Origin of the sequence: Pseudomonas zanjanensis (genome assembly GCF_014268745.2) — a bacterium.
Taxonomy (GTDB): domain Bacteria; phylum Pseudomonadota; class Gammaproteobacteria; order Pseudomonadales; family Pseudomonadaceae; genus Aquipseudomonas; species Aquipseudomonas zanjanensis.
In genome coordinates, this window is sequence record NZ_JABWRB020000006.1 from 112,965 (window position 1) to 138,265 (window position 25,301).

Annotated in this window: 22 protein-coding genes and 1 other RNA gene; 17 read left to right on the forward strand and 6 right to left on the reverse strand. The window is 54.9% G+C overall.

The genetic code is table 11. The features are described 5' to 3' along the window. Positions 1–54 precede the first annotated feature (54 nt). The 7 genes from HU715_RS25310 to HU715_RS25340 all read left to right on the forward strand — a co-directional run bounded on the left by HU715_RS25310 (position 55) and on the right by HU715_RS25340 (position 8,186). Positions 55–879 carry a (Fe-S)-binding protein gene (locus HU715_RS25310; RefSeq protein WP_186705973.1) on the forward strand — a complete coding sequence of 275 codons (825 nt, stop codon included), beginning with the start codon at positions 55–57 and terminating at the stop codon, positions 877–879. Continuing rightward, positions 876–2,333: a LutB/LldF family L-lactate oxidation iron-sulfur protein gene (locus HU715_RS25315; RefSeq protein ID WP_186705972.1), complete on the forward strand. Its 1,458-nt coding sequence runs from the start codon at positions 876–878 to the stop codon at positions 2,331–2,333. Before HU715_RS25310 ends, HU715_RS25315 begins: the two co-directional genes overlap by 4 nt. Further along, complete coding sequence (locus HU715_RS25320) at positions 2,330–3,001, forward strand: LutC/YkgG family protein (RefSeq protein WP_186705971.1); 672 nt, start codon at positions 2,330–2,332, stop codon at positions 2,999–3,001. Before HU715_RS25315 ends, HU715_RS25320 begins: the two co-directional genes overlap by 4 nt. Beyond that, positions 2,998–5,865, forward strand: coding sequence for an FAD-binding and (Fe-S)-binding domain-containing protein (locus tag HU715_RS25325; protein WP_186705970.1), 2,868 nt, complete (start codon positions 2,998–3,000; stop codon positions 5,863–5,865). The genes HU715_RS25320 and HU715_RS25325 overlap by 4 nt, the downstream gene beginning before the upstream one ends. Positions 5,866–5,961: 96 nt before the next feature. Continuing rightward, positions 5,962–6,249, forward strand: coding sequence for a PA2433 domain-containing protein (locus HU715_RS25330; protein WP_039592339.1), 288 nt, complete (start codon positions 5,962–5,964; stop codon positions 6,247–6,249). Positions 6,250–6,345: 96 nt separating this feature from the next. After that, positions 6,346–6,742: a transfer-messenger RNA gene (ssrA, locus tag HU715_RS25335) on the forward strand. Positions 6,743–6,929: 187 nt separating this feature from the next. Then, positions 6,930–8,186, forward strand: coding sequence for an integrase domain-containing protein (locus tag HU715_RS25340; RefSeq protein WP_186705969.1), 1,257 nt, complete (start codon positions 6,930–6,932; stop codon positions 8,184–8,186). 120 nt (positions 8,187–8,306) lie between these two features. Here HU715_RS25340 and HU715_RS27395 read toward each other — a convergent pair whose 3' ends face one another. The 5 genes from HU715_RS27395 to HU715_RS25360 all read right to left on the reverse strand — a co-directional run bounded on the left by HU715_RS27395 (position 8,307) and on the right by HU715_RS25360 (position 12,887). Continuing rightward, positions 8,307–8,576, reverse strand: coding sequence for a hypothetical protein (locus HU715_RS27395; protein WP_081352615.1), 270 nt, complete (start codon positions 8,574–8,576; stop codon positions 8,307–8,309). Continuing rightward, the gene (locus tag HU715_RS25345; RefSeq protein ID WP_123487470.1) at positions 8,573–9,553 is read right to left on the reverse strand and encodes an integrase domain-containing protein; all 981 of its coding nucleotides are present in this window, start codon (positions 9,551–9,553) and stop codon (positions 8,573–8,575) included. Before HU715_RS25345 ends, HU715_RS27395 begins: the two co-directional genes overlap by 4 nt. Beyond that, positions 9,537–9,890 carry a hypothetical protein gene (locus HU715_RS25350; protein ID WP_123487469.1) on the reverse strand — a complete coding sequence of 118 codons (354 nt, stop codon included), beginning with the start codon at positions 9,888–9,890 and terminating at the stop codon, positions 9,537–9,539. The genes HU715_RS25345 and HU715_RS25350 overlap by 17 nt, the downstream gene beginning before the upstream one ends. Continuing rightward, positions 9,877–11,283: a YfjI family protein gene (locus HU715_RS25355; protein WP_123487468.1), complete on the reverse strand. Its 1,407-nt coding sequence runs from the start codon at positions 11,281–11,283 to the stop codon at positions 9,877–9,879. The genes HU715_RS25350 and HU715_RS25355 overlap by 14 nt, the downstream gene beginning before the upstream one ends. A 1,067-nt stretch (positions 11,284–12,350) precedes the next feature. After that, positions 12,351–12,887, reverse strand: coding sequence for a LasR-specific antiactivator QslA (locus HU715_RS25360; protein WP_123487467.1), 537 nt, complete (start codon positions 12,885–12,887; stop codon positions 12,351–12,353). 534 nt (positions 12,888–13,421) lie between these two features. On the opposite strand from HU715_RS25360, the gene HU715_RS25365 reads away from it, so the two are divergent. From HU715_RS25365 to HU715_RS25375, 3 genes are all read left to right on the forward strand, one after another. Continuing rightward, a complete protein-coding gene (locus HU715_RS25365) occupies positions 13,422–13,754 on the forward strand; it encodes a hypothetical protein (RefSeq protein ID WP_123487471.1) in 333 nt (110 codons plus the stop codon). Between the two features lie 473 nt (positions 13,755–14,227). Then, positions 14,228–15,211 carry a DUF3644 domain-containing protein gene (locus tag HU715_RS25370; RefSeq protein ID WP_225917692.1) on the forward strand — a complete coding sequence of 328 codons (984 nt, stop codon included), beginning with the start codon at positions 14,228–14,230 and terminating at the stop codon, positions 15,209–15,211. A gap of 134 nt (positions 15,212–15,345) precedes the next feature. Beyond that, positions 15,346–16,116, forward strand: a complete 771-nt coding sequence (locus HU715_RS25375; protein ID WP_186705967.1) for a hypothetical protein — start codon at positions 15,346–15,348, stop codon at positions 16,114–16,116. Positions 16,117–16,184: 68 nt separating this feature from the next. Here HU715_RS25375 and HU715_RS27560 read toward each other — a convergent pair whose 3' ends face one another. Further along, complete coding sequence (locus HU715_RS27560; protein WP_081352608.1) at positions 16,185–16,403, reverse strand: hypothetical protein; 219 nt, start codon at positions 16,401–16,403, stop codon at positions 16,185–16,187. A 515-nt stretch (positions 16,404–16,918) separates the two neighbouring features. On the opposite strand from HU715_RS27560, the gene HU715_RS25380 reads away from it, so the two are divergent. The 7 genes from HU715_RS25380 (at position 16,919) to HU715_RS25405 (ending at position 24,901) form a co-directional block, all read left to right on the forward strand. Continuing rightward, on the forward strand, positions 16,919–17,110 hold the full coding sequence (locus HU715_RS25380) for a type II toxin-antitoxin system RelB/DinJ family antitoxin (protein ID WP_123487459.1): 192 nt from the start codon (positions 16,919–16,921) through the stop codon (positions 17,108–17,110). A gap of 50 nt (positions 17,111–17,160) precedes the next feature. Next, on the forward strand, positions 17,161–18,081 hold the full coding sequence (locus HU715_RS25385; RefSeq protein WP_123487460.1) for an ABC-three component system protein: 921 nt from the start codon (positions 17,161–17,163) through the stop codon (positions 18,079–18,081). Continuing rightward, positions 18,078–18,326 (forward strand): ABC-three component system middle component 6, encoded by a 249-nt coding sequence (locus HU715_RS27565; RefSeq protein ID WP_123487461.1) that lies wholly within the window; start codon positions 18,078–18,080, stop codon positions 18,324–18,326. Before HU715_RS25385 ends, HU715_RS27565 begins: the two co-directional genes overlap by 4 nt. Then, positions 18,323–20,044: an ABC-three component system protein gene (locus HU715_RS25390; protein WP_186641570.1), complete on the forward strand. Its 1,722-nt coding sequence runs from the start codon at positions 18,323–18,325 to the stop codon at positions 20,042–20,044. The genes HU715_RS27565 and HU715_RS25390 overlap by 4 nt, the downstream gene beginning before the upstream one ends. A gap of 276 nt (positions 20,045–20,320) precedes the next feature. Further along, positions 20,321–21,703 (forward strand): hypothetical protein, encoded by a 1,383-nt coding sequence (locus HU715_RS25395; RefSeq protein ID WP_123487463.1) that lies wholly within the window; start codon positions 20,321–20,323, stop codon positions 21,701–21,703. Positions 21,704–21,766: 63 nt separating this feature from the next. Continuing rightward, a complete protein-coding gene (locus HU715_RS25400; RefSeq protein ID WP_123487464.1) occupies positions 21,767–23,041 on the forward strand; it encodes a YiiX/YebB-like N1pC/P60 family cysteine hydrolase in 1,275 nt (424 codons plus the stop codon). A 351-nt stretch (positions 23,042–23,392) separates the two neighbouring features. Continuing rightward, positions 23,393–24,901: a P-loop ATPase, Sll1717 family gene (locus HU715_RS25405; RefSeq protein ID WP_065932367.1), complete on the forward strand. Its 1,509-nt coding sequence runs from the start codon at positions 23,393–23,395 to the stop codon at positions 24,899–24,901. Positions 24,902–25,301 lie beyond the last annotated feature (400 nt).

A 25,301-nucleotide genomic window follows, 5' to 3' on the forward strand; every position in this document is an offset into this window, starting at 1 on the left:
TATATTCAGCAGCCTCAGCGGACGGATAACCGGGACCACCCGGAGACACGCCTGATGAGCGAGCTTTTTTACAACGCCGTACCGAACGCGACCCGTGTCGCCCCGCCCTTGCCCGAGCCTCGGCAGTACCCCAGCGAGAAACCGCGCCGGGTCTATCTGTTCGGCACATGCGTGGTGGACCTGTTCTATCCCGAAGCCGGAATGGATGCGATTCACCTGCTGGAGCGCGAAGGGATCCGGGTGGACTACCCGCAGGGGCAAAGTTGCTGCGGCCAACCGGCCTACACCTCGGGCTATACCGAGCAGGCGCGGACCGTGGCCCGGGCGCAACTGGCCTTGTTTGCCGAAGACTATCCGGTGGTGGTGCCCTCGGGCTCCTGTGCCGGCATGTTGCGCGAGCATTATGCCGACCTGTTCAAGGACGAGCCGCAAACGCTCAAGCAGGTCCAGGCCTTGGCGGCCCGGACCTATGAACTGGCCGAGTTCCTGCTGTTTGTCTGCAAGGTGCAGCTGAACGACAACGGCGAGCCGGTGAAGGTCGCGCTGCATACGTCCTGCTCGGCACGGCGTGAAATGAATACCCACCTGCACGGCCGCGCGTTGTTGGCGCAGCTGCGCAATGTGGAGCGAGTCGAACACAGCCACGAAAGCGAATGCTGCGGCTTTGGTGGGACCTTTAGCGTTCGCATGCCGGATATTTCCGGTGCGATGGTGGCCGACAAGACCCGAGCGCTGAAGGAATCCGGCGCGCACCAGGTCGTCAGCGCTGACTGCGGCTGTTTGATGAACATCAACGGTGCGCTGGAAAAGCAGCAGGAGGCGTTACGCGGCCAGCACCTGGCGAGTTTCCTCCGCCAGCGCATCGGAGGTGTCGCATGAGCACGCCGACGCTGATTCCGACCGTTGAGGTGCAGGAAGATTTTCGTGCCCGAGCCCATAAGGCCCTGGACGACACGCAACTGCGAAACAACTTTCGCAGTGCGATGGATTCACTGATGACCAAGCGGGCAACGTCCTTCAGCGATGCCCACGAAAGAGAACACCTGCGAGTGCTGGGCAATGCCGTCCGCGCCCGTGCGTTATCCAAGCTGCCCGACCTGCTCGAGCAACTTGAAAGCAACCTGACCCGCAACGGTGTGAACGTGCACTGGGCGGAAACGGTGGACGAAGCCAACGGCATCGTCCTTTCGATCATCCGCGCTCACGAGGCGCGGCAAGTGATCAAGGGCAAATCGATGGTCAGCGAAGAGATGGAGATGAACCATTTCCTCGAGGCTCGGGACATTGAATGTCTCGAATCCGACATGGGGGAATACATCGTCCAACTCGACCACGAGAAGCCTTCACACATCATTATGCCGGCGATCCACAAGAATGCCGGTCAGGTCGCGTCCTTGTTCCACGACAAACTCGGCGTGGAGTACACCAAGGACGTTGACCAACTCATTCAGATCGGCCGCAGGGTCCTGCGGCAGAAGTTCTTCGAGGCCGACGTCGGCGTCTCCGGCGTCAACTTCGCCGTCGCCGAAACCGGCACGCTGCTGCTGGTGGAAAACGAAGGCAACGGGCGGATGTCCACCACCGTGCCACCGGTGCACATTGCCGTGACCGGCATCGAAAAGGTTGTCGAGAACCTGCGTGATGTCGTGCCGCTGCTCTCGCTGCTGACCCGCTCAGCCCTCGGCCAGCCCATCACGACCTACGTCAACATGATCTCCGGGCCACGTAAGGCCGAAGAACTGGACGGCCCCCAGGAAGTCCATCTGGTCCTGCTGGACAACGGTCGCAGCCAGGCATTTGCCGACAGTGAATTGCGCCAGACCCTGAACTGCATTCGCTGCGGCGCTTGTATGAATCATTGCCCGGTGTACACCCGAATCGGCGGCCATGCCTACGGTGAAGTTTACCCGGGGCCTATCGGAAAAATCATCACGCCGCACATGGTCGGCCTGGCCAAGGTGCCCGACCACCCGAGCGCCTCCTCGCTGTGCGGTGCCTGCGGTGAAGTGTGTCCGGTGAAAATTCCGATCCCGGCCTTGCTGCGGCGGCTGCGGGAAGAAAACGTCAAGGCGCCGGACAGCCCTAACCAAGTGATGCGCGGCCAGGGCAGCAAATACTCGCCCAAGGAACGGTTCATCTGGAATGCCTGGGCCTGGCTCAACAGCTCGCCGCGGCTGTACCGGCTGTTCGGCTTCCTCGCCACGCGCCTGCGCGCCCTGACGCCTCGAAACGTTGGCCCGTGGACCCAGAACCACAGCGCCCCCAAACCCGCCGCCCGCTCATTGCATGACCTGGCCCGTGAACACCTGAACCAGCAGGGAGACCGCCGATGAGCGCCAAGGAAAATATCCTCGCCAAGCTGCGTAAAAGCCTGACGGGCACCACGCCGGTTGCCGACAACTTCGATGTCGAGCTGGTGACGCAAACCTATCGCTATGCGCCCGAGGAACGTATCGCGCAATTGCGCAAGCTGATGGAGGCGGTGCACACCGAAATCCACCTGACCTCCGAAGAAGGCTGGCCGGCCCTGCTCGCGCAACTGCTGCGCGACCGTCAGTTGCCGAGCCTGCTCATCGCGCCGACGACCATGCACGGGAAAAAAATCACACAGTTCTGGGCGAACAATCCGGACCTGCCCACCCTCAAGGCCTACGACAGGCCGGTAGAGGAATGGAAAGCCGAACTGTTCAACGACACACCGGCCAGCCTCACAGGGACCCTCGGCGCCATTGCCGCCACCGGCAGTCTGATTCTCTGGCCGACGCGGGAAGAGCCGCGACTGATGAGCCTGGTGCCACCGGTGCATTTCGCCCTGCTCAAGGCCAGCGAGATCCGCGACAACTTCTATGAAGTGCAACAGGAATTCGAATGGGCCCAAGGCATGCCCACCAACGCCCTGCTGGTATCGGGCCCGTCGAAAACCGCCGACATCGAACAAGTCCTGGCCTACGGCGCCCATGGTCCGAAGGATCTGGTGGTTTTGATTCTGGAGGACCAATGACCCTTCCAGCCCCTTTCCTACACGACGTTGAACGACTGATCCCGCAGAAACGCCGTTTCGACGACCCGCTGTCGACCTTGGCCTTCGGCACCGACGCCAGTTTCTATCGGCTGATTCCGAAACTGGTGGTACGCGTCGAATCCGAAGATGAAGTGATTGCCCTGCTGAAACTGGCCCAACGGGACCAAGTCCCGGTCACGTTCCGCGCCGCCGGCACCAGCCTGTCCGGCCAAGCCATCAGCGACTCGGTGCTGATTGTGCTGGGGGATAACTGGAACGGGCGCGAGATTCGCGAACAAGGGACGCAGATCCGTTTGCAGCCCGGCGTGATCGGCGCCCAGGCCAACGCCTGGCTGGCGCCGTTCGGGCGCAAGATCGGCCCGGATCCGGCGTCGATCAACGCCTGCAAAATCGGCGGCATCGTCGCCAACAACGCCAGCGGCATGTGCTGCGGCACGGCGCAGAATACCTATCACACCCTCGCCGGCATCCGCTTGGTCCTGGCCGATGGCACGCGCCTCGACACCGAAGACGACAGCAGCGTGGCGGCTTTTCGTACCAGCCATGGCGCACTGTTGGAGCGCCTGGCCACCCTTGGCCGCGAGACCCGCGCCAATACCGAGCTGGCAGCGCGAATCCGGCATAAATACCGTCTGAAAAATACCACCGGCCTGTCACTCAATGCCCTGGTGGATTTTGACGAGCCTGTGGATATCTTGAGCCACCTGCTGGTGGGCTCCGAAGGCACGCTTGGTTTTATCAGTGCGGTGACCTACAACACCGTCATCGACCATCCGAACAAGGCTTCGGCCCTGATCGTATTCCCGGATGTGGAAACCTGCTGCAACGCCGTCACCGTACTGAAAAGCCAGCCGGTATCGGCCGTCGAATTGCTGGACCGCCGCAGCCTGCGCTCGGTGCAGGACAAACCGGGCATGCCGGATTTCGTACAGCATCTGTCGATCAATGCCTGCGCCTTGTTGATCGAATCCCGCGCGGCTTCTTCGTCATTACTACAAGAACAACTGGCCCGGATCATGGCCTCCCTGGCCGGTTTCCCTGTGGAAAAACAGGTCGACTTTACCGAAGACCCACGGGAAAACGCCCGGCTCTGGGCGATCCGCAAAGACACCTTCCCCGCCGTGGGCGCGGTCCGCAAAACCGGGACCACGGTCATCATCGAAGACGTGACCTTTCCAGTGGAGCAACTGGCCATCGGCGTCAACCGTCTGATTGAGCTGTTCGACAAACATCACTACGACGAAGCGATCCTTTTCGGACACGCGCTGGAAGGCAATCTGCACTTCGTCTTCACCCAAGGCTTCAACAGCGCCGAAGAAGTCGCACGCTACCAGGCGTTCATGGATGACGTGGCGCAGTTGGTGGCGGTGGAATTCGGCGGCTCGCTCAAAGCCGAACACGGCACCGGGCGCAACATGGCGCCGTTCGTCGAGCTGGAATGGGGCAGCGATGCCTACCAATTGATGTGGCAGCTCAAACGCCTGCTCGACCCCAACGGCATTCTCAACCCGGACGTGGTGCTCAGCGAAGATCCGCAAATCCATCTCAAGCACCTCAAACCACTGCCGGCCGCCGATGAAATCGTCGACAAGTGCATCGAGTGCGGTTTTTGCGAACCGGTCTGTCCCTCCAAGGACCTGACCTTGAGCCCGCGCCAGCGCATCGTGATCTGGCGTGATATCCAAGCGAAGAAACGCGCCGGCACCGACACCACCGAACTGGAACGTGCCTACCAATACCAGGGCATCGACACCTGCGCCGCCACGGGCCTGTGTGCACAACGTTGTCCGGTAGGTATCAATACCGGCGAGCTGGTGAAAAAGCTGCGCAGCCGCGACGCGACGCAGACGAAAACTGCCAACTGGATTGAAGGAAATTTCGCCACCACACTGCAAGGCGCACGCTTCGCCCTGCACGTGGCCAACGGCGCACGCATGCTGTTGGGCGCGCCCCGCCTGGCGAAACTGTCGGCCTCGTTGACACGCCTGTCCAAGGGCCAGGTGCCACAGTGGACCCACGCCATGCCCCAGCCGGAAAAGGCCATTCGTTTCAGCCCCGCCGTCTCGGACGAACGTCCGAGGGTGGTGTACCTGGCGGCGTGCGTATCGCGCATCATGGGCCCGGCGGCGGGAGACAACGAGCAAATGTCGCTGTACGACAAGACTCGCGGCCTACTGGAAAAGGCCGGTTATCAGGTAGTCTTTCCCGACAATGTAGACAGTCTCTGCTGCGGCCAACCCTTTGCGTCCAAAGGCTACACCGAGCAGGCCGAACACAAGCGCCAAGAACTGATCGGCGCCTTGCTGCACGCCAGTCGTGGCGGGCTCGATCCGATCTACTGTGACACCAGCCCTTGCACGCTACGGCTGGTCCAGGACTTGGGTGACGTGCGCCTGGACCTGTATGACCCGGTGCGTTTCATCCGTACTCACTTGATGGACCGTCTCGATTTCATCCCCCAGGAGGCGCCCATTGCGGTGCACATCACGTGCAGTACCCAGCACCTCGGCGAAAGCCAGGCGCTGATCGATCTGGCGCGCCAGTGCAGCAAACAAGTGGTGATTCCGGAAGGTATCCATTGCTGTGGTTTTGCCGGCGACAAGGGCTTTACCACCCCCGAACTCAACGCCCACTCGCTGCGAAGCCTCAAGGACGCGGTTCAATATTGCACCGAGGGCATTTCCACCAGCCGCACGTGCGAGATTGGTCTGACGCATCATGGGGAAATCGATTACCACGGCTTGGTCTATCTGGTTGACCGTGTCACCCGCCCCAAGCCCGCCAACGGTGAAGGCCTTGCGATAGGGCTCGAAGAAAAATCGAATTCCTGCGCTTCGCTGTAGTCACTTGAATAGGCCCGGCTCCGCTGGGCCACCTACTGACTCGGCCCGGCCGCGACTGTCCAGCGGCACCGAGACCCTACGTTCAAGGAGATACACATGAAGCGCACCGCACTTGCTGGCTTGTTCATTTCCGCTGCGATGTTGGCCTCTCCGGTGTTTGCAGGAAGCCAGGATGACCTTTGCAAAATCAACCTGCAAAAGATCAGCGACGCCAAAGTCAGCACCGAGCAAATGAGCGAAGGTCTAAAGACCGACATCGACGCCACCGTCGGACAAGCCAAGGCTGAGCACGCCAAAGGCACCAAAGAAGGCACCGAAAATTGCATCTCGTTGACCAATCAGGCCATCCAGAAGCTGCAGAACAACGCCAAAGGCGACCAGTAGCATCACCGCAGGCCAACCTTCGGGTTGGCCTCGGACATGGATTGGCGTACACTGCACATGCCTGCCGCTCCAACAGACTCACGGAGCGACAGGTTCGGGGCCGTTTAGGATTCGACGCCGGTTGCGAAACTCTAGGTGCATGCCGAGTTGGTAACAGAACTCGTAAATCCACTGTTGCAACTTCTATAGTTGCCAATGACGAAAACTACGGCCAGGAATTCGCTATCGCTGCGTAAGCAGCCTTAGATCCTGAGCTTCTGGTACCTTCGGGTCCAGCAATCACGAGGGGATGTCCGTAAACCCAAAGTGATTGTCATATAGAACGGAATCGCCGTGCAGTACGTTGTGGACGAATCGGCTAAAACTTACACAACTCGCCCAAAGCACCCTGCCCGTCGGGTCGCTGAGGGTTAACTTAATAGACACGGCTACGCATGTAGTACCGACAGCGGAGTACTGGCGGACGGGGGTTCAAATCCCCCCGGCTCCACCACTTCAACATCTAAAGACGTCCACGGACGTCTTTTTTTGTGCCTGGAATCCAGTAAATACGGGAGTTTCAGGGCTACTGGAGGCTTTCGAGGTTTTTAGAGTTCCAGGCGATTTGGTATTCCCAATGGTATTCCCGGCTGCCCGGCGCTAATCTTGGGAATACCAAAAGGTGTCATGGAGTACTTCTCATGTGCGCTCAAACCACCCGCCTCTCCGACCGCCAGCTCAAGGCGGTCAAACCGAAAGACAAAGATTACGTCCTCACCGATGGCGACGGGCTCCAGCTGCGAGTCAGGGTCAATCGCTCGATGCAGTGGAATTTCAACTACCGGCATCCCGTCACCAAGAATCGAATCAACATGGCACTCGGCTCTTATCCCGAGGTTTCTCTTGCGCAAGCGAGGAAGAAAACCGTTGAGGCCAGAGAGCTGCTTGCACAGGGCATCGACCCAAAAGCTCAGCGCAATGAGCTGCAGGAAGCCAAACGAGCGGAAACGGAACATACGTTCGAGAACGTAGCCACCGCTTGGTTCGAATTGAAGAAGGACTCCGTCACCCCGGCGTATGCCGAAGACATCTGGCGCTCGCTCACACTGCATGTTTTTCCAAGCATGAAATCAACGCCGTTATCGGAAGTGAACGCGCCGATGGTCATCAAGCTGCTTCGTCCGATTGAAGCTAAAGGCAGCCTCGAGACAGTTAAGCGAGTGAGCCAGCGCCTTAACGAGATCATGACCTACGGGGTCAACTCCGGAATGATCTTTGCCAACCCTCTCAGCGGCATTCGAGCGGTGTTCAAGAAACCCAAGAAAGAAAATATGGCCGCGCTACCACCTGACGAACTTCCGGAGCTCATGATGGAAATCGCGAACGCCAGCATCAAGCGGACGACCCGCTGCCTGATCGAATGGCAACTTCATACCATGACACGCCCTGCCGAGGCGGCCACCACTCGATGGGCAGACATCGACTTCGACAAACGCATTTGGACCATCCCTCCGGAGCGAATGAAAAAGCGTCGTCCGCATACAATTCCGCTGACCGAACATGCACTCTCGTTATTGGAGACGCTCAAGCACCATAGCGGCCACAGGGAATATGTGTTCCCGTCAGATAGAAACCCGCGCACCCACGCGAATAGCCAAACAGCAAACATGGCGTTGAAACGAATGGGCTTTCAGGACCGTTTGGTCAGCCACGGCATGCGCTCCATGGCCAGCACAATCCTCAACGAGCAAGGATGGGATCCGGAGCTAATCGAAGTCGCGCTGGCGCATGTCGACAAGGACGAAGTTCGGAGCGCCTACAACCGGGCGGATTACATCGAACGTCGGCGCCCGATGATGGCCTGGTGGAGTGAACATATCCAGAAAGCGGCTACCGGCAGCCTGTCAGCGTCGGCCATCAATCAAACCAGGGACCGCAAGGTCGTGCCGATACGCTGACATCACGGCGACAGTTCATGCCATCCGTGTAGTGGAGCTTGCCAGCGCTTCTTCGGCCAAGCCCCTGAGTATGGGAAGGCTCCGCATTCCCATACTCAGGGGCTCACGCTTAAAGGCCTATCAGACAACCACGACTTTTGCCTTTCTAAGGCGGATCAACCCTGCTGTTAACTCGTAGTAGTAGACGGTAGCTGGAGCTGAGCATCGCAGGTAGTGCTTCAGAAACCATCTCACGTGCTTTTCTCTCCAGGACCAGGGAGTCGCGCAACCCCAGCGCTCACGAATCACCTCGTGCATCCTTTCTGCTTGCCTAATGTGCCGCTGCCGCGTGGCATGTGCACCTTTGAGCACGGGGCACAGGAATAACGCTATGTCGAACTCGGCCGTCATCGCCAGCCTCCGATGTAGGCACTCACCACATCGATGCGGTTATGTCCCAGTTCGTGGCTGATCTGCTGTCGTGCACGCTGATCAAGCTCTCGATCTTCTCGATGAACACGACCGCCGTTGACAGGTGTATTCAAGCCAGTCAGTTGCTCATAGCGCTCACAGGCGAAAGCCGCCCGCAGCTCATGAAAGCCTTTCAATCCATGGTCGTGCAGGAGGTCCCGTGCCGGTTGCACAACTGATTGCATAAACTCTTTGTAGCTCTCGTTGGGAGCCAACAGGTTCCGACTGCGACTGGGCGAAGCCTCACAGGCCCTCTCCAAGGCGCTACGGATTTGATCAGTGACCGGAATCCAACGTGGTGCTGACGCGCCTGATCGGCCGCCTTTGGTGCCGTCTTGGATGTTGATCTTGCCCAGTTGCCGCGCCTCACGTTGCAGTCGGGGCAGGTCCGCCAAGATCGCTTCACGCAGACGCATACCAGTCTCCCGGGCCAGATGCACAATTGCGGCCACTCGTTGCTGACTTCGCTCTGACAGCGCGCGTGCGATCAATTCGATCTGAGCACGATCTTGGCCTTGCGGTGCCTCCCCGCGTACGCTTGAGCGCTGCAAACCCAGCGCCTTGCTCGGACTGGAGATTTTGACGTACTGATCACCGCGCAGCGCAGCCATCGTTCGGTTCACGCTGGACAGTCGGTTCTGCGCGGTGGCAATGCCGATGTTGCCCCGATCAACCTGCTCACGCACATACGTGGCGTACCGCATGAGGATCTCACGGTCGATCTGTCGCGCGTCATTGAGTCCCGGACCTTCATCGGATCGACACCAATTCACGAAGGCCTGCCACCGATCGCTATGGGCTTTGACGGTAGCAAAATGGCCATCGCCAAATAGATCTTTCAGTGCTTGCGGTCCGGCATAGCTGAGCTGGCGACCAAAGCCAAAATTACGACCCGCTCGCTTATCGACCCGAGCCATTTTCCTGCTCCTGATCGACTGCTGCGAGCTCATAAAAAAGGGCTCGCCAGTGTGCATTCACAATAGCGAACTGGGCCCAATCAGTCGGGCGAAAACACAGCGTGTTGCCGGCGACGTATAGATGCGCGCCCTCCTTTTTCAACCATTGGATGATGGCTGTCGTCGTAGTGCTAGGTTTACGGGTGATGGCGACATCGGCGACACCGGCGACAACCCTTGCCTTGTCTGGCTTTGAGCGTGGCGACAAAGTGGCGACAGTCGCGGCGACAAACCGCGCTTTCGGCTCCTTTTGGCGCTGAGCCAGGTGGTTGCGCAGCGCTTCATCAAGATTGAACATGGCGCACCTCGAAGGTGTGGCCGTCGGTGATGAGCCACTGATGATCAATCAACTCGACCAACAGCTTGGCGGTATGACGACTGCTCTTACGGGCAAAACGGGGACCGTTGCGGTTCAGCTCCCGAATACTGAAGCGCTTCCAATCTTTGACCTGCAGCCAGCGCAGCAGCCTGTCTGCCTCTTCTTTTACCCGGCACACCGGTTCCTGTTCGGTCAGGCGCTGGATCTCGGTGAGGTAGTAGCCCACCAAGGTGGAGGCCCGTTGGATATGGTCGACGTCCACGACACTGCTCTCCTCCACCACTGCCAGGATGCCGGCGACGCGCAGCAGGTTGTCGGCGGCCTTCGATCCGCTGGGCCGCACGCTGGCCAGCTCACCAAACTCACCCAGTTGAGCTTCGATGGCATCATGCAAATCAATCCAGCGACGGCGGGCTAACGGGCTGAGTGTCAGCGGTGATAGCCGCAAGGCACCGTCAGCGGAAAGTGACCAAGGCTGATGAAACAGGGCCGAAAGACGGTGGTGATATCGCTTTAGGGCGGGGTCTTTGGACAAGTCGACAGCCTGGTAACTGCGTTGTCCGGCCAGGCTGGTGGGCCAGGTCATGAGGCAGCGACCGAGAATGCCTTGCCCCTGCAGCAATGGGTCACTGAGTAACTGCATGGCTAGATACGGTTGCAGCATCAGGTGCAGGCTTAAGCGTCGATCGTAAGCTCGCAAGCTTTCACCCACCATAGACCGCGCGCGATCTATCGGACTGCCGTCCCAGAGTGACGACAAGGTCGTGACCGCTTTCAAACGGTTATCCCGACTCATGGTGCTGCTACCGAGGAATTGTCCCCCCTCGTCACAGAACAGGCCCATGCTCGGCAAGTCATGGCAGAGTCCCTTGATCAGGGCCTCGATAGTCGGATCCGTGGTGATCAGCCTAGGTGCAGAGGGCTCCGCTTCAAGCGGTACGCCGTTTGTGGGGTTGGGATCGCCAGGGTTGATACGCTGCGCCTGTCGCTGCGCGACACGGTACCGGGCGAGTTGTTCACGGTAGCGCTGCCACTGCTCTCGCTCCCATTGCCGTGCTGGCAGTAATGCAGATCGGTCTGCCGCCGTTTTACGATCCCCCGAAGCTGCCACCGTGATCAGGTACAGCGACAGGGGATAATTTCTCCCGTCGAGCTGTAAGCCGGCATGACCTTGGGTAGCCAGGGCCGAGGCGGCCAACACCGATTGCGCTGCCAGTGCTTGGGGCACGCCGATGACCTCGGCCATGCGCTCCACCGCAAGCCCGAGAATCCCACCCAGTGCCTGCACGGGATAAGGCTGGGGCACGGGGTTCGACTCAATCAACGGTCGAGGTGGTCGTGGTAGTTCAAGCTTCGGATCTAACTGCTGCATGGGCCCTCTCCTCAATCATTGCTAATTGTCCTCACGTAGTCCCGCCACGACTGTTGAGTGTTATCAGGGATCAAGGCCCCTGCGGCCTGTGAGGTGTTCACTGACGCGGAACGAACGGCTCCTTACAACCGGGAGCGTGGGCATAACCCATGAATCTGGCCTCCTTAGTCGCATCCGAAGATGCGGGCGGGTAGAGGCTGTGCCGACTGACGAGTTCGGCACCTGGAGATCTGGAGTAGGAGAAGGCAACGACATGGACACCTGGGGCATGCCTGACTGTCAGTCAGATGCAGCCTTTCCATTGGCTGCGGCACCGGTGCCTGTGTCGTTGCGGATGGCGACGAATCGGATTTGTCAGGTCGATTGTCACGAGGAGAGTTGCGGCAATGCCCTGTACGACGTGGCTTGCAGCAGTGGTCCGAGCGCCCGTCTCTTTCCAGAAGAAAGAGACGGGCGCGGATTGGCGCAGCGAAGTGTGCCGAGAGGTGAGGTTGCTGCAGTGCAGCGAGGAAGGTCCATCGTCTGCCGCAGTAGGCAGATTGGTCGAGTAGGCATCCATCACTCTTGGGAGTGACCGTGCGAGCCGCCGGACGCTAATCGCACTTGGGGAAGAACCACCACGCGAGTGGCGTAGCCTTAAAGGTTCTGGCTACCTGGGCAGGTGCTGTCAACGACAGCGATCCGTGCGCCAATTGTTATACCCACTCGAAAAGGCGGTCAAGCGGCACCGCCAATGCACTGAGAAAGTGGCGACTGTCGCCACTTCTGTCGCCATGCTCCAGACCACGTTATACGCGAGTTGTCGCCACTGTCGCCGCTGTCGCCATACCTATATCCATGCCCAACGAAAGGATCCGCTTTGACACTGAACCGGCTCTGCGCCCGATACAGATCACGAGCAATTACTGACGGGTAAAAGAAGGCTGGCGCTGATCAAATTTGAAATGAAAGGGGGGAACGCGGTGGCTGCAAGAAAAAGCGAGTGAACCCTCCGATCGGCGCGATCAAAGATCGCTTAATCGGAGGGTTTGGCGGGAAAAGCAAAGTCTCAAACGTCAATTACAAACTCAGGCATCGATGCTGGTTGATTGGGAAGTGACTGCCTCACGTCGCATGATCAGCGTCTGCTGCAATCGCAGCAGAAAACCTGCTTCAAATGCTTCTTGGGGATCACCTGGACGATGATGCTTTCGGTTTTGCGCCAGTGCCCACCACAGCGGCAATGATGAGCCATCGAGCCAGGTCTCAGCGCACCGAACGCCGTCCTCAATCATCGGGCGGAACTCATTGCCCCAAGGTGTTCGGAGACCAGGACAGCCTTCAACTGAAGGGACAGAGACGTACTCACCACCCTGTTGATGAACGCGCTGAGCTGGGATACCGGACAAACATCGAAACGCCTTGTCGAACAACACAGCCGCGTCATCCAACAGCTCTACCGCCAGCTCAACATCCTGTGGAAAATGAAGCAGGACGCTCTGTGCTCCATTAAGCCGAAGTATTGCAGCCTGCCGTAGTTTAATCGCTGCATCTTCAGGGGTAAGCGATGAAGTATCGATGCTGTTGGGTTTGGGAAGGCCAATGAGAAGCGAAAGATCAAACATCGCGGAATCCTCCGAGATCTTTTGCAGCTTGAATCATTTGGCCAGGGTGGCGCACGAGCTTAAAAGGGGGACAGGTCATTTTCCTTATCTCCTCGGACAGTTAAGGAGCCGTCCACCCAGCCGTTCTGACACGAAATGGGTGGCGGACCGTACGGGGGTCAGAAACCGGCGTCCGAGGGAACCGGCCAGGCCGAAGCCTGCCCCGCACGGACCGCCATAGAAAAGCAGCAGCTAAGCCTATGTAAGCACTTAATAGCTGGCTATGGCGCTATGCGCCTCGAACAATTCAGGTTCTGACACCCGGCCACGGGATTGACCGTGACGGGACAAAGCGTAAATGTGACGCAGTGACAACACAAGCATGCAGTATCAATAAGCTATACATCCGAATGAAGCTGCCGGCCAGACGATGACGCTCGACGGTGACTGGTGGCCCTCCACCGCTTCAGCTCTGACCTAACGACGACTACTGCAGAGCCCGACCACACTGATAGAATCGGCATGGTTGTACATAACGCCTTTCTGAGAAATTTTATGAATACAGAATTGACGGAAGAAGAGATGCGCCGGGCGCTCTTCGGTGATTCTCAGTCCCCTGCGCCAGCATTTAACACACACGTGCAAGACACCGTCCCGGTTGTCGTGATGGTACAACCGGTAAACGCAGCGAAGAAAAAGAAAGTCTCAAAAGGCTTCACGCCCAGGCTGAGAGTCACGCTGCGGGTGGGAAATGAATTTGAAGGCAAAATGCACGAGATGGTACATGAGGCCGATACGCTGAGCTCACTAGTTGCGGAGCAAGAAGCTACAAAGACGGCCAGAAAAAAATTCAGATTTGTGGAAGTTGTATCGGTCAAGTCGATGTAAGCGGCCCGTCTAATTTGGTACTAAATCGTTATCTGTTACCGCAGGTCACCCGACCGACCAGTTCGTGTCGATTGAGGCCTTAAACCTCAGTTACGCTAATCATATCGCAGGCTGGATTTAACACTGACGCTCCATCCAAAGTCTCGATACTTAACTGACCGCCAGCTCCCCGCAGCCGAGGGTAGCGACGGGCAGAAACCGGCCAAAAGCCCCCCTCCGCGGGGAGTTCTCGTAGCTATTACGACAGCAACGTTTGAAAGCCATTCAGAGGCAAGGATTCAGCTTATACAACCACGTTGAGCATAGTGTCAGCGCGGGATGAGAGGAAGAATGTAGTGAATCGTCCGCCCAGACTGGATTTTCGCCCATCTGTCGCTATGTTTAAAGGAAGAGTAGGACCATTCCGAGCCCGCACGCTGGCCACTCTTTAGTAAGCGCACTTAAAAATATCGCTCACTCCAAGGATGATCAAAATGGCTGCAGAGAAGAGAGTGCGATCGGTTGGTTCCGTAGCTGGCGAGCTTATAAAGAAATCCAGAGAGGCGGCCCTCGCTTCGGTGCAAATATTCAATAACCCTGCGCTCACCTTTAAGTCTGAAATATTCATTGTTTTGATGATGATATCTTGGACTTATCTCCTTCACGCATTTTATCGAAAAAAAGGAATTGAATATCGGTACTTCAAAATGGAAGGCGCGCGAAAGCGATTTCACAAAACTGCTAAAGGCGCTGTAAAGCATTGGGAACTAGAGAAGTGCTTAAATCAACCTGAATCGCCGGTAGATTTGAGCGCCGCTAACAATCTCCGATTTCTAATCGGCTTGAGGCATGAAATCGAACACCAAATGACAACAAAGATTGATCAGTTCTTAAGCGCTAGATTTCAGGCCTGCTGCTTAAATTATAACGAAATTATAAAGTCTTTATTTGGTTCCAGCTTTGGCATAGACAAGCATTTATCTTTTAGCCTTCAGTTCTCCTCCTTGAATAAGGATCAAGTTGACAGATTGTCTCAGGCGGACGGCCTCCCTGAAAGTATCCGAGCCTATATAACTTCGTTTGACTTAGCTCTAACCGAGGAAGAATTCAATGATCCGAAATTTTCTTATCGCGTTTTCTTTGTCCCTAAAACTGCAAATCATAAAGGCCAGGCGGATCAAGTAATTGAATTTATCAAGCCAGGGTCTGAAATGGCTCTAGGAATGAACACCAAGTATATTCAAATCAAAGAGACCGAGCGCCCTAAATATCTGCCTTCGAAAATTGTCGAAAAAGTAAAGAATGCAGGCTATCCGAGATTTAACATGATGCATCACACGCAAATGTGGCAATTCCACGAAGCAAAAAAACAAGGCAAGGGTTTTGGTGTTACCGTCATGAATACGTGGTACTGGTATGAAACATGGCTGGATAAAGTGCTAGCTGAGTGTGACATTCGAAAAAAGGAATTCCTGTAGATTATACGCGATCTGCTGTTTTCGATTCGTAGCAGCGATTCTAATAACATCGGTGGAGCATAATCTTTAAAGCCACCTAGATTCCGGAGTAAAAATTGTTAAAGCTACATACTCAGTTGATTTGCGTTCATCACATGAACAATATAGACGATCCTTCTGAATTTGTGCCAGCGCCTGACAGGCGTGCAAATAAGCCTATTGGCATCCACGAGGCATCCACGAACAAAACAGCTTTTTTTCAAAAAATAATCAAACCAAAAATTGGTTCAAATATAATTACATTGGCGCTCCCCAATGAGATCACTTTAGCCATAAGCGTGGCAACTAAGGCTTTGCGGCAAGCTCAAAAAATCAAAGTGGATCTCGAGCGGTTATCGGAATTTACCGAGTCTATATATGATCGCAATGTAGGCCTTGCCTATGATTACCTCGAGAATATTCAGATGGCGACGATATTTTCATATAAGGCAGTGGAATCGTTTTGCAATGCCGTAATTCCTGACACATACATATACAAAAAATCCACGAGCAAGTCTACTGAGCATTACAGCAAAGAACAGATAGAGCGATGGATATCTACTTCGGAGAAGGTGGCATCCATATTGCCATCAATACTGAAGTGCCCGCCACCTCAATCAGCAAGCTTCTGGTCTGACTTCAAGAGCCTTGAGCGCTTAAGAAACGAGATTATGCACTGCAAGTCAAGCAATACAGATGCAATACTGGAAGAACTATTCGCAGAATACGTATACCGATATATACAGTCAGCCATGATTTTGCTCGAACACTTTATTTCTATAGATCCATCTAATCCAATTTTTCCATTAGGTTTTGGGACGTCTATGGTGCGGATTATGAGCGTAGAAAAGGCGGAAGATATATTGGGCAAAATAGAGGAGAGCTGATTAAAACCTTATCCCCAACACGTTGGAAGACAAATTATTCATTGCTTTCCTTTTTGCCTGATTTAAATTTATGACTGACGTATCCTCATAATGGCATCTGTGATGGCTTGAGCATTTGTGTCCAGCGTTTCCATGGCGGACATCGCATTGGCGCCGACACTTCCAACCCCATTTTCTGAGAGCCACTTTGTTATCTCTTCTATCGCTGCGCCTAGGGCATGCTGATTGTGCAAGAGCAATGTCAAAGCGTCCGCCGTGGCGATCTTGCAGTCTAAGTTATGTGGCACGGCAGCGTCCTTGAGGAATGGTACAGGAAGCCTAGTTTATCTCGCCGCTGGCTCAGGCTGGGAGGGTAATCGCACAGATCTGCTTTGCATTCGAACTGACCAGTCCTTTGCGCCGGACTTGATCAGCATGCTTCCTGGTGATGACCGGCGGAAATCGGCCAATAGCAGCCAATGGTGGAGCGCCGTTTCGGCCAGAATTTTCCGGCAGAAGCGCGTGGCAAGTTGTCGCTGTATCCAACCGCCTGACGGTAGAACGTCCTGATCTGGGCGCCGAGTTGGCCCGCGCCGCTAGGGATGCCTTCGCGGTCCACACATGCCACGTATTAGTAGGCAGATTACGCAAGCGTGAAAGGGCCCAAGGCATCAAGGATCGTGTAACTCGGCACGATGCAAAGGGGGGCAGCCCCCGAGCGTGACGGCGGAACACCGGGACACCTGCCCAATTGAGCAAGAAGCAAATGACATGGCAGCCTAATTGGAGCACAATGTAGCTACAAATCGCTATGAGAAATCCAATGGCAAACAGTGATGTCGTTCGCGCTCGGATCGACGGCCATATCAAGGATGAAGCTAGCCATGTGCTGGCTAGTATGGGGCTGTCTCTTTCGGATGCGATTCGGATGCTGCTCGTTCGCATCGCGGCGGACAAGGCCCTCCCATTTGATATCAATCGAGCACAGCCCCACTCCGAAATCAAAAAGCCTTGAAGGCTTGCCTGAAGAAAATCAAGAAAAATACTTCACGGGTCTAAAAACGCATGGATCGCATACAGCAGCTCAATTATGAAAAAGATTTCCGCATCGCTTTTTTGGAAACCAAGGGGGACGGGTTTCAACGTCTTTTCGAGAGGCTAATGTCAAAAGCCCACCCTAACGACTTCATGGCTTGCCGGCCTTGGGGAAATGTTGGTGACCGCAAGAACGATGGATATCTGCCGTCGGCAAGAATTTTGTTCCAGAGTTATGCCCCCAACGAGTTGAGCGCTGCTGAAGCCATCAAGAAAATCAACGAAGACTTCGAGGGAGCGAAAGACCACTGGGAGCAGCATTTCGATGAGTGGACCTTCGTGCACAACGCACCCGATGGCCGTTTGGGTCCTCACATCATCGAAGCTCTTGCGAAGCTCGGGCAAGACAACCCGCAGATCAGAATCGGCCACTGTGGCTACGAAGAAATGCTGGCGAAGTTTCGTCAGTTGAGCTTGCAGGACCTTGAGTCTTGGTTTGGGCCGTCGCTCACAATGGAGGCAAATGTCAACCTGGGCTACAGCGACCTGATGGCCGTGCTCAGCCACATCAGTGTCACTCCAGCGCCCACTACTAGCGAAGTCAAAGACGTATCACGTGGGAAGATCGAAGCAAACCTTCTGTCTCAAGCTGTGGCCGACTTCCTGAAGATCGGTATGCAGAAGTCACCGCTCGTTGCGCAGTTCTTCAATAACTGGAAGAACCCTACCTACGGCGAACAAATTGCACAGACGTTCAAGCGCGAATACATAGCCCTACGGGATAGCGCTCCTCTACTGCATCCTGATGAAATTTTCGGTCGCCTTGAAGCGTGGGCTGGCGGCTCAGCGAACACCACTCCCACACATAAGGCCGCAGTGCTGGCAGTCATGGCATACCTTTTCGACAAGTGCGAAATTTTCGAGGACGCTCAAACGGTGGGGACAGCATGATCCTTCCATCCAAGCATCTTCCGCAGGATCGCGCATTGTTGACCGTCGGCGGTCATATTTTGACGTTTCTCACACGGCCAAAGACTGTCTCCGCACTTTGGGAGGAGCTGAGTAGGCATGAAACGGGCGTGACTGCCATGCCTCGGCGAGTTACGTACGACTGGTTCTTACTTTCCCTCGATCTTCTGTACGCCCTTGGAATCATTGAGCTCGAAAACGGCCTTGTGACACGGAGAAAAGCTTGATTCACAACATCTTCAGTACTCTGCCGACCTTTAAGAATCTTGGAGATCTGAAACCAGGTCTAAATGTGCTGCTCGCTCAAAAAACCGAGGGAGCGACCACAAAACAAACACGCAATCGCGCTGGTAAAACGAGTTTCGTGGAGTTAGTGCATTTTCTGCTTGGTGCTGACGCGGGGCCGGACTCGATTTTCCGAACCCAGGAATTGGCGGAGCACACTTTTGGCATGGACTTCGACTTGAAGTCGGAACCCACTGTCGTCGAACGCAGTGGTGGCTCCAAAGCCAAAGTTTTCGTGACTGCCCCACCAGCCGCGAAAGTGAAGTTCTCGGCCACCGAGTGGTGTACGTTCCTTGGCGAACAAATGTTTGGTCTGACTAGCCTTGAAGCCGCAGGCAGCAAGCCGCCTTCGTTCAGATCGCTGTTTGCCTACTTTGTGCGCCGACAGGCGAGCGGTGCCTTCATGACGCCGGAAAAACAGGCAACGATGCAGGGTACCGGCGACATGCAGATGGCGCTGATGTTCCTGCTCGGACTGGACTGGCAGATTGCCAGGGACTGGCAAGCTGTCCGGGATCGGGAAAAGACCCTTGAAGAGTTAAAGAAGGCGGCCGGGAACGGTGCATTCGGCTCAATTATTGGCAAGGCCGCCGACTTGCGCACAGAGCTGACCATTCAGGAGGCTCGCCTCAAGAGGCTTCACGCGGAAGTTGAGACGTTTCAGGTCTTGCCTGAGTACCGGGAATTGGAAGTCGAAAGCTCCAGCTTGACCCGCCAGCTCAACGAGTTAGCCAACGCCAATACCATCGACTTCTCAGCTATTCGTGATCTGGAAAACGCCCTCGCCTCCGAGGTTCCTCCTGACCATGAGGATCTCCAGGCGGTCTACCAAGAGGCGGGCATCGTCCTGCCTGACTTGGTCAAACGCCGCTACGAGGATGTGAAGAGTTTTCATGACTCTGTGGTGCGCAATCGCAGGGACTATCTGTCCAGCGAACTTGAAGCCGCCAAGATGCGTATCGAGCTACGTGATAGTAAGAAGGCGCAGCTCGACCAGAGGCGCGGAGAAATCCTGGGCATTCTCAGGAGCCATGGTGCGCTCGAACAGTTCCTCAAACTGCAAGGCGAGCTGGGACGGCTGGAATTCGAAGTGGAATCCCTGCGGCAACGCTTCGAAGCCGCAGAGCAGCTCGAAGGCACCAAGAACGAGCTAGAGATCGAGCGCAACCGCCTCACGATCCGCCTACGGCGTGACTTCACCGAGCAAAAGGACAGGCTGGCTGAAGCTATCGTCGCCTTCGAGGAAACCTCTCAACGCCTGTATGAATCGGCGGGGAGCATGACGATCGATGAAACCTCGAATGGACCAGTCTTCAAGTTTCCAATGCAAGGGCAGCGCAGCAAAGGCATCAAGAACATGCAAATCTTCTGCTTCGACATGATGCTTATGCGCCTGTGCATCAGCCGACAAATTGGGCCTGGATTCTTGATCCATGACAGCCACCTGTTCGATGGTGTTGACGGCCGCCAGGTAATCAGCGCATTGCGCCTTGGTTCTGAGATTGCCCAAGAGCTTGGTTTTCAGTACATCGTGACGATGAATGAAGACGATGCCTTCAAAGAGACCCTCGATGGTTTCGACCTCAATGGCTATGTCCTGCCCAAGCGTTTGACTGACGCCACCGAAGACGGCGGTTTGTTTGGCATAAGGTTTGGTTAGAGAGCTGATTTGCGCTATTTAGCTCTGGGCAGGGCGGTCGCAGTGGACCTTAGGGGAAATACAATGGATAAGAAGGCCAAAGGATCGTGGTTGATCCACTGAATCGGCCCTAATATCGTAGACCCATTTGAGGGTCTGCTTTTGGCCGGTAGCCATCAGTCACGAGGGACTTCAATAGGCCAAGAGGAAAGCACTCAAGCCAGTGGCTAAACCTCTATGGTGGTACGTTGATATTGCTCCGAGGTAATCTCATCGGTCACAACATGGAGAAACCGCATGGATGTCGTCGATCGGATTGAGCGCGCAAGAATTAAAGCATTTTACAAACTGCTTGTGGATCGGCTTGGAGTAGATGCCTGGGCTGAGCGCAAAGCCGCCTATGTGAAGCGCATCCGAGAAAAGGAGTCAAATTTCGAAATCAAGCTGCCGATAGAGTCCCAGCTCTTCATACCTGCAGACGATGACATCGATTGGTACATCCTCGCGTCATACCTAGCCCATGACTTCCCATTTAGTGACTCCACCTACAGCAGCAGGCGTGTTTACACCTATGCCATGGCCATCGGCGCTGTTGCTCATCTGCTTTGCGCCGTGCCCAACATAGAGGCTGTTCTCGACAAAATGCTGGCGAACAACAATCAGCCAGAGAAGCAGATATTTGAACTGCTGACCGCCGCGTTCTACTTGAAGAATGGCTATGCGGTTTCCTTCATTCCCGAAAACAGCCTCACTTGGCCTGATGGAAAAAAGAGATCCCCAGACCTGCTCGTCAAAATGGACGGGGCGGAGTTTTACGTCGAATGCAAGCGGGCAGATAAGCAGACGAAGTACTCCTTGTCCGAAGAGGCGGCCTGGGCAAGCATCTGGACTCAGTTGAGCCGCCACATGCTCAAGGCCGCGCCTTGGTGCACCGTTGACCTAACTTTCCATGATCAGGTCACCGATGTGTCAGCGGACGAGGTGATCAAATTGGTAGACCTGGCCATCAAGGCTGGAGGGGAAAGAGTGAGGGCTGGGTCGATCAGCGGACGAATACGAGCTATCGACAAAAAGGGCCTCAAGCACCACTACCAGAAGTTCTCAGTCAGGGCCAATAGCCCTCAGCACGAGCTGCTGGTATTCGGCGATGTGGACAGCAATGAGAAGCGAAGCATCGCGACCATCGCTGCTCGGGTCATTCGACCGGGTACCAACAATGACATCCTCAACATGTTCGTCAAAGACGTTGACCGTTGCGTAGGCGCCCAATGGCGTTGTGAGCATGAGATATCGCTTTCTCTGCGCTCTAAGCACTTCAAGGGTCTAGTCAACGATGGAGTTACCCAGATTCCTCCAGACCGCCCCGGTGTTGTGCATGTCTGGTATGAGACTCGAGAAGGGGTGGAAATCGAGGAGCTACGCCGGGACAAGAATGTCGACAACATCTCCAACTACGACGCGTCTGAGACAACAGTGCTCGGGGTCTTCGTGCATGCAGTCAATTACTACCCATTCGAGGACAACTACGAGTGGGCCGAAACGGTACAAGACTTTGCCCGTATTCAGGACTTGACTGACCTCTTCCCTTTTCAGACCTTGATGCTCGCCTCTGGCCCGGCAGAAGCGGTGGAGGGCACGACTCACTGGGCACAAGACAAAGCAGCAAAAGTCTCGCAGTGACTAGGGAGCCGCCTCAAGAAATGCGACGGCTACTGAGAAAACTACTTCTGAGCAATTTCAAATATGAGTCGTGCGCTTGAAGGGCCTGAACTGAGGCCAAGAGTATTCATTACCAGCCTTATTCAGCCCGGCGATGTTGTTCTGACGACCACCCCCGAGCCAGTGAGCCAAGCGATCCGAAAGATCACTGGCGCAGACATCTCGCACGCCATGATCTGTGTAGGTAAGTCGAGTGTGATCGACTCAACTGGCGACGGTGTTCACGCACGCAACCTCGACCGCATCTTCCTTGAACCTGGTTGCTCTGGCTACGTACTCCGACCGATAGAACCACTGACGATTGATCAACTGCATACTGTCATATCCTTCGCCAGGGCTGCGGTTGGTACTCGGTACACCAAGGCCGGCGCTGCCAAGAGTGTGTTGGCTGGTTTCGTGGCTGGTCGCAGACAGTTCTGCTCACGCTTGGTAGCACAAGCCTACCGCAGTGCTGGCATTGACCTGGTATCGAATGCTGATTTTTGCCACCCCGGAGAGCTCCAAAAGAGCGAGGCGCTTGTAGAAGTACCTGATGTGCTTAGAGACCTCGACTCAGAAGAAGGGATCTACTGGCGTGAGAATCTAGATAACGTTCAGGCCATGCGCGACTCAACCAACGTTTTGCTTCAAGAAGCGCGCAAGCTCTCCTCGGAGATTGAGTCACTCAACGACATCAATGCCTATCTGATGGAGCATGAGGAGGGAGATGTGCACCTTGTGCAAGCCCTGCAAACCTCACGGTATCTGGGGTTGTGGCATGAGGAGTTCGAGAGGAACGCCTGGCAGTACCACGTAGCCCTGATGGAGGGGCACAATGTCCCTGAGGACCACAAGCGGAAATACTGTGAAGAGCTGCTAGCAGATCAGAAGTTAGGACAAAACCGTTTTGTTCTAAATCACGGGTGCTATGTAGGCTTAAATGCGGAGCATCCTCGTAAATACTTCGCCTTACAGGTGGAGCTATATGACCTCCTGGCCAATTTTCACGCCCGCCGCATTAAGGCGGCTACCACATGGCTGGAGCGTAGAGGACTGCTTGACCCCAGGCCTCGCAAACTGCTCCGCCCGCACTCACCTGAGTGGTTTGCTTCGCTGCGCGAATGGGACCCAAAACAGGCTGCCATGACGGAAGCGGCTACTACAGTGGCTGGGACCTTTGATGTGTGCAGCATGTGCGCAGATGATCCAGCTCGCGACTATGCCTTAGTGAGGCCTCCCGCAGCTGGGCCAGGGACAATTCGGCTCTGCGACGACTGTTTTGGCCTCCAATCCATCGAAAACCCATTGGAACCGTTCTAACCGAACCTTTGAGTCGTCCCAGATTTCGTAGACGCTCAATAACTCAAAATCGAGCCTAGGTAAACGTCCGCTTCTGGCCGTTTTCTGCCCTTGGCGACAGGCAGAAATCGGCCAGAAGCGGTCATTGGGTGACTGGATTTTTAAATCGATACATGAGGCCGACATTTAATCGCCAAAACTGAACTCTTGTGTGCAATCTCATGCCATCCATAGACACACCTACGTCGAATTCGTAAGCTTCGTTGAGGTCTTGTCGTCTAACCCCTCGCCTTTCGACACAGGTTTTTTGGGCTCAGCGGTTGCATGTAGGCAAGGAACTGATGCGGTATTAGTAAGGGAAATCTACAACTCATGACTATGCAAGGACCGTCCAAGCAGATCCTATCATTGACTCCTGAGCAAGTTGAGGCCATTCGCAAACGCTGGCATCAAAGCTCTTCTTTCATAGGGTATCCAGACGCCGAACGTGATACGGCTCAAGATAAGTGGTTCGACAATTTACTAGTCCGACCAGATTGGTTTGATAATGCAACGGCCACAACGGTGACAGTCGCTGTGGCACGAAAGGGCGCAGGGAAGTCCGCCGTTCGCCTTACTAGCATTGAGCGTCGCAAAGAGGATTCTCAAACCTTAATTGTGGAGGCCTCAGCGGACGAGCTTGCATCGTTACACGCCGAACGTCTGGCGAAGGCAACCGAACGTGGATACGGCGCAGTTGCCGATTGGATGCAGATTTACGCAGACATGATTTGCAGGCGGCTTGCACATGACATGAGCGGACGTTTACTCACCAGCGATGACGATATTGCATTACGTGCTTGGGCTATCACTAAGGGTATAACCGAGCGAGACTTCGGAGAACGTATAGCCGACGTAATTAAGACACTTGTTCCGTGGGCAAAGAATATTGCCTCCGAAAACGCAGCGCAAGAAAAGAATAGTGTCGAGAGAATTGCCCGCGTTGCACAAGCAACTAATTTTGCCCTGTATGTAGACGATTTTGACAACTTGCAAGAGGCGGGCGGCGCTACAAGTATTCGATTGATTCGAGACGCTATAGAGGCAGCAGATCGAATTACTCATAACAACTTAAATGCCGAAGTCCATCTCTTTATGCGACAAGATTTGTGGTTAAATATAAACCCCGGCTGGCATTACTCTGATAAGGTGAGTGGTGTCGTTCATCTTAATTGGGATGTGAGCGATTTGAGGAAATGGACTGCAAATAGACTGCGTTTTGCGATTGCGGCAGCGCTAGGGTGTGAACCTAAAAAAATTCGGGTGCCCTTCGATGATATGTGGCATGTATTCTTTACTCCAGAAGTCACGCTAAAGAATAAATCGACGAGTGATTCATTTAGTTATTTTGTCCGCCGCTCAATGTATACGCCGCGGAGCCTCAGGGCTATGATCAAGTTTGCACTCGACGGGTCAGAAAGACTGCCGGTCACTGACTTAGAGATTCAAGATGCGGAGTGGATTTACTCCACTGACCAGCTCGAATTCTTAAAAACTGAATTTGGTGGACTTTGTGTCGGATTGGATATTTGTCTGCAATCTTTTACTGGAAAACCTCTCGAGTGGATTGCATCTGACCTATACAAACATCTCCGAGGCCTGATCGGGAATGGCCAAGTGAAACTCCATAAAGGTGTCTCCTACGGTGAGCCCGATATCGCGCTCGCGCGATTTTTATATCGGATAGGATTTATGGAGGTTCGGTATCCAGAAGATGAGCGATACGAAGTGCGTGATGTAATGCGTCATCCAGATCATTGGAAAAGTGTGAGAACGGACGACGCTGTACGATGGGCGGTTCGAAGCGCTTTCTTCAATGGCTTAAAGTCGCACCGCTCTTAACTCCTGAGAATGAAAAATATGTGCATGGGATTTAAACACAGTTCGTAATGGACATGGATTGGCGCAGTCGGTTGCTATCGGTAAAAGCAATCACCCTGTGACTGCTATTTCTGGGTCGATAGCGGCTTAGGCTGAACCACTTTTATGCCCATAAAAAGGCAGCTTAGGGTCGAAAAAGTTCGACCTTGAGCATCCGCTTTTGGCCGGTTTCTGCCTGTTGCCACCTTCCGATTCGGATCGATTGCTACCCGTTGTCCCGACTGCTGCGAGAAGATCACTGCTTATCATGGATGCGAAGCAAGGTTTTCAGGTCGAATACAGACGGGGGTCAACGGAATGCTATCTCATGAGGTATTCCATTTGGTATTCCAATCAAAATACACAACTAATATTAACTATA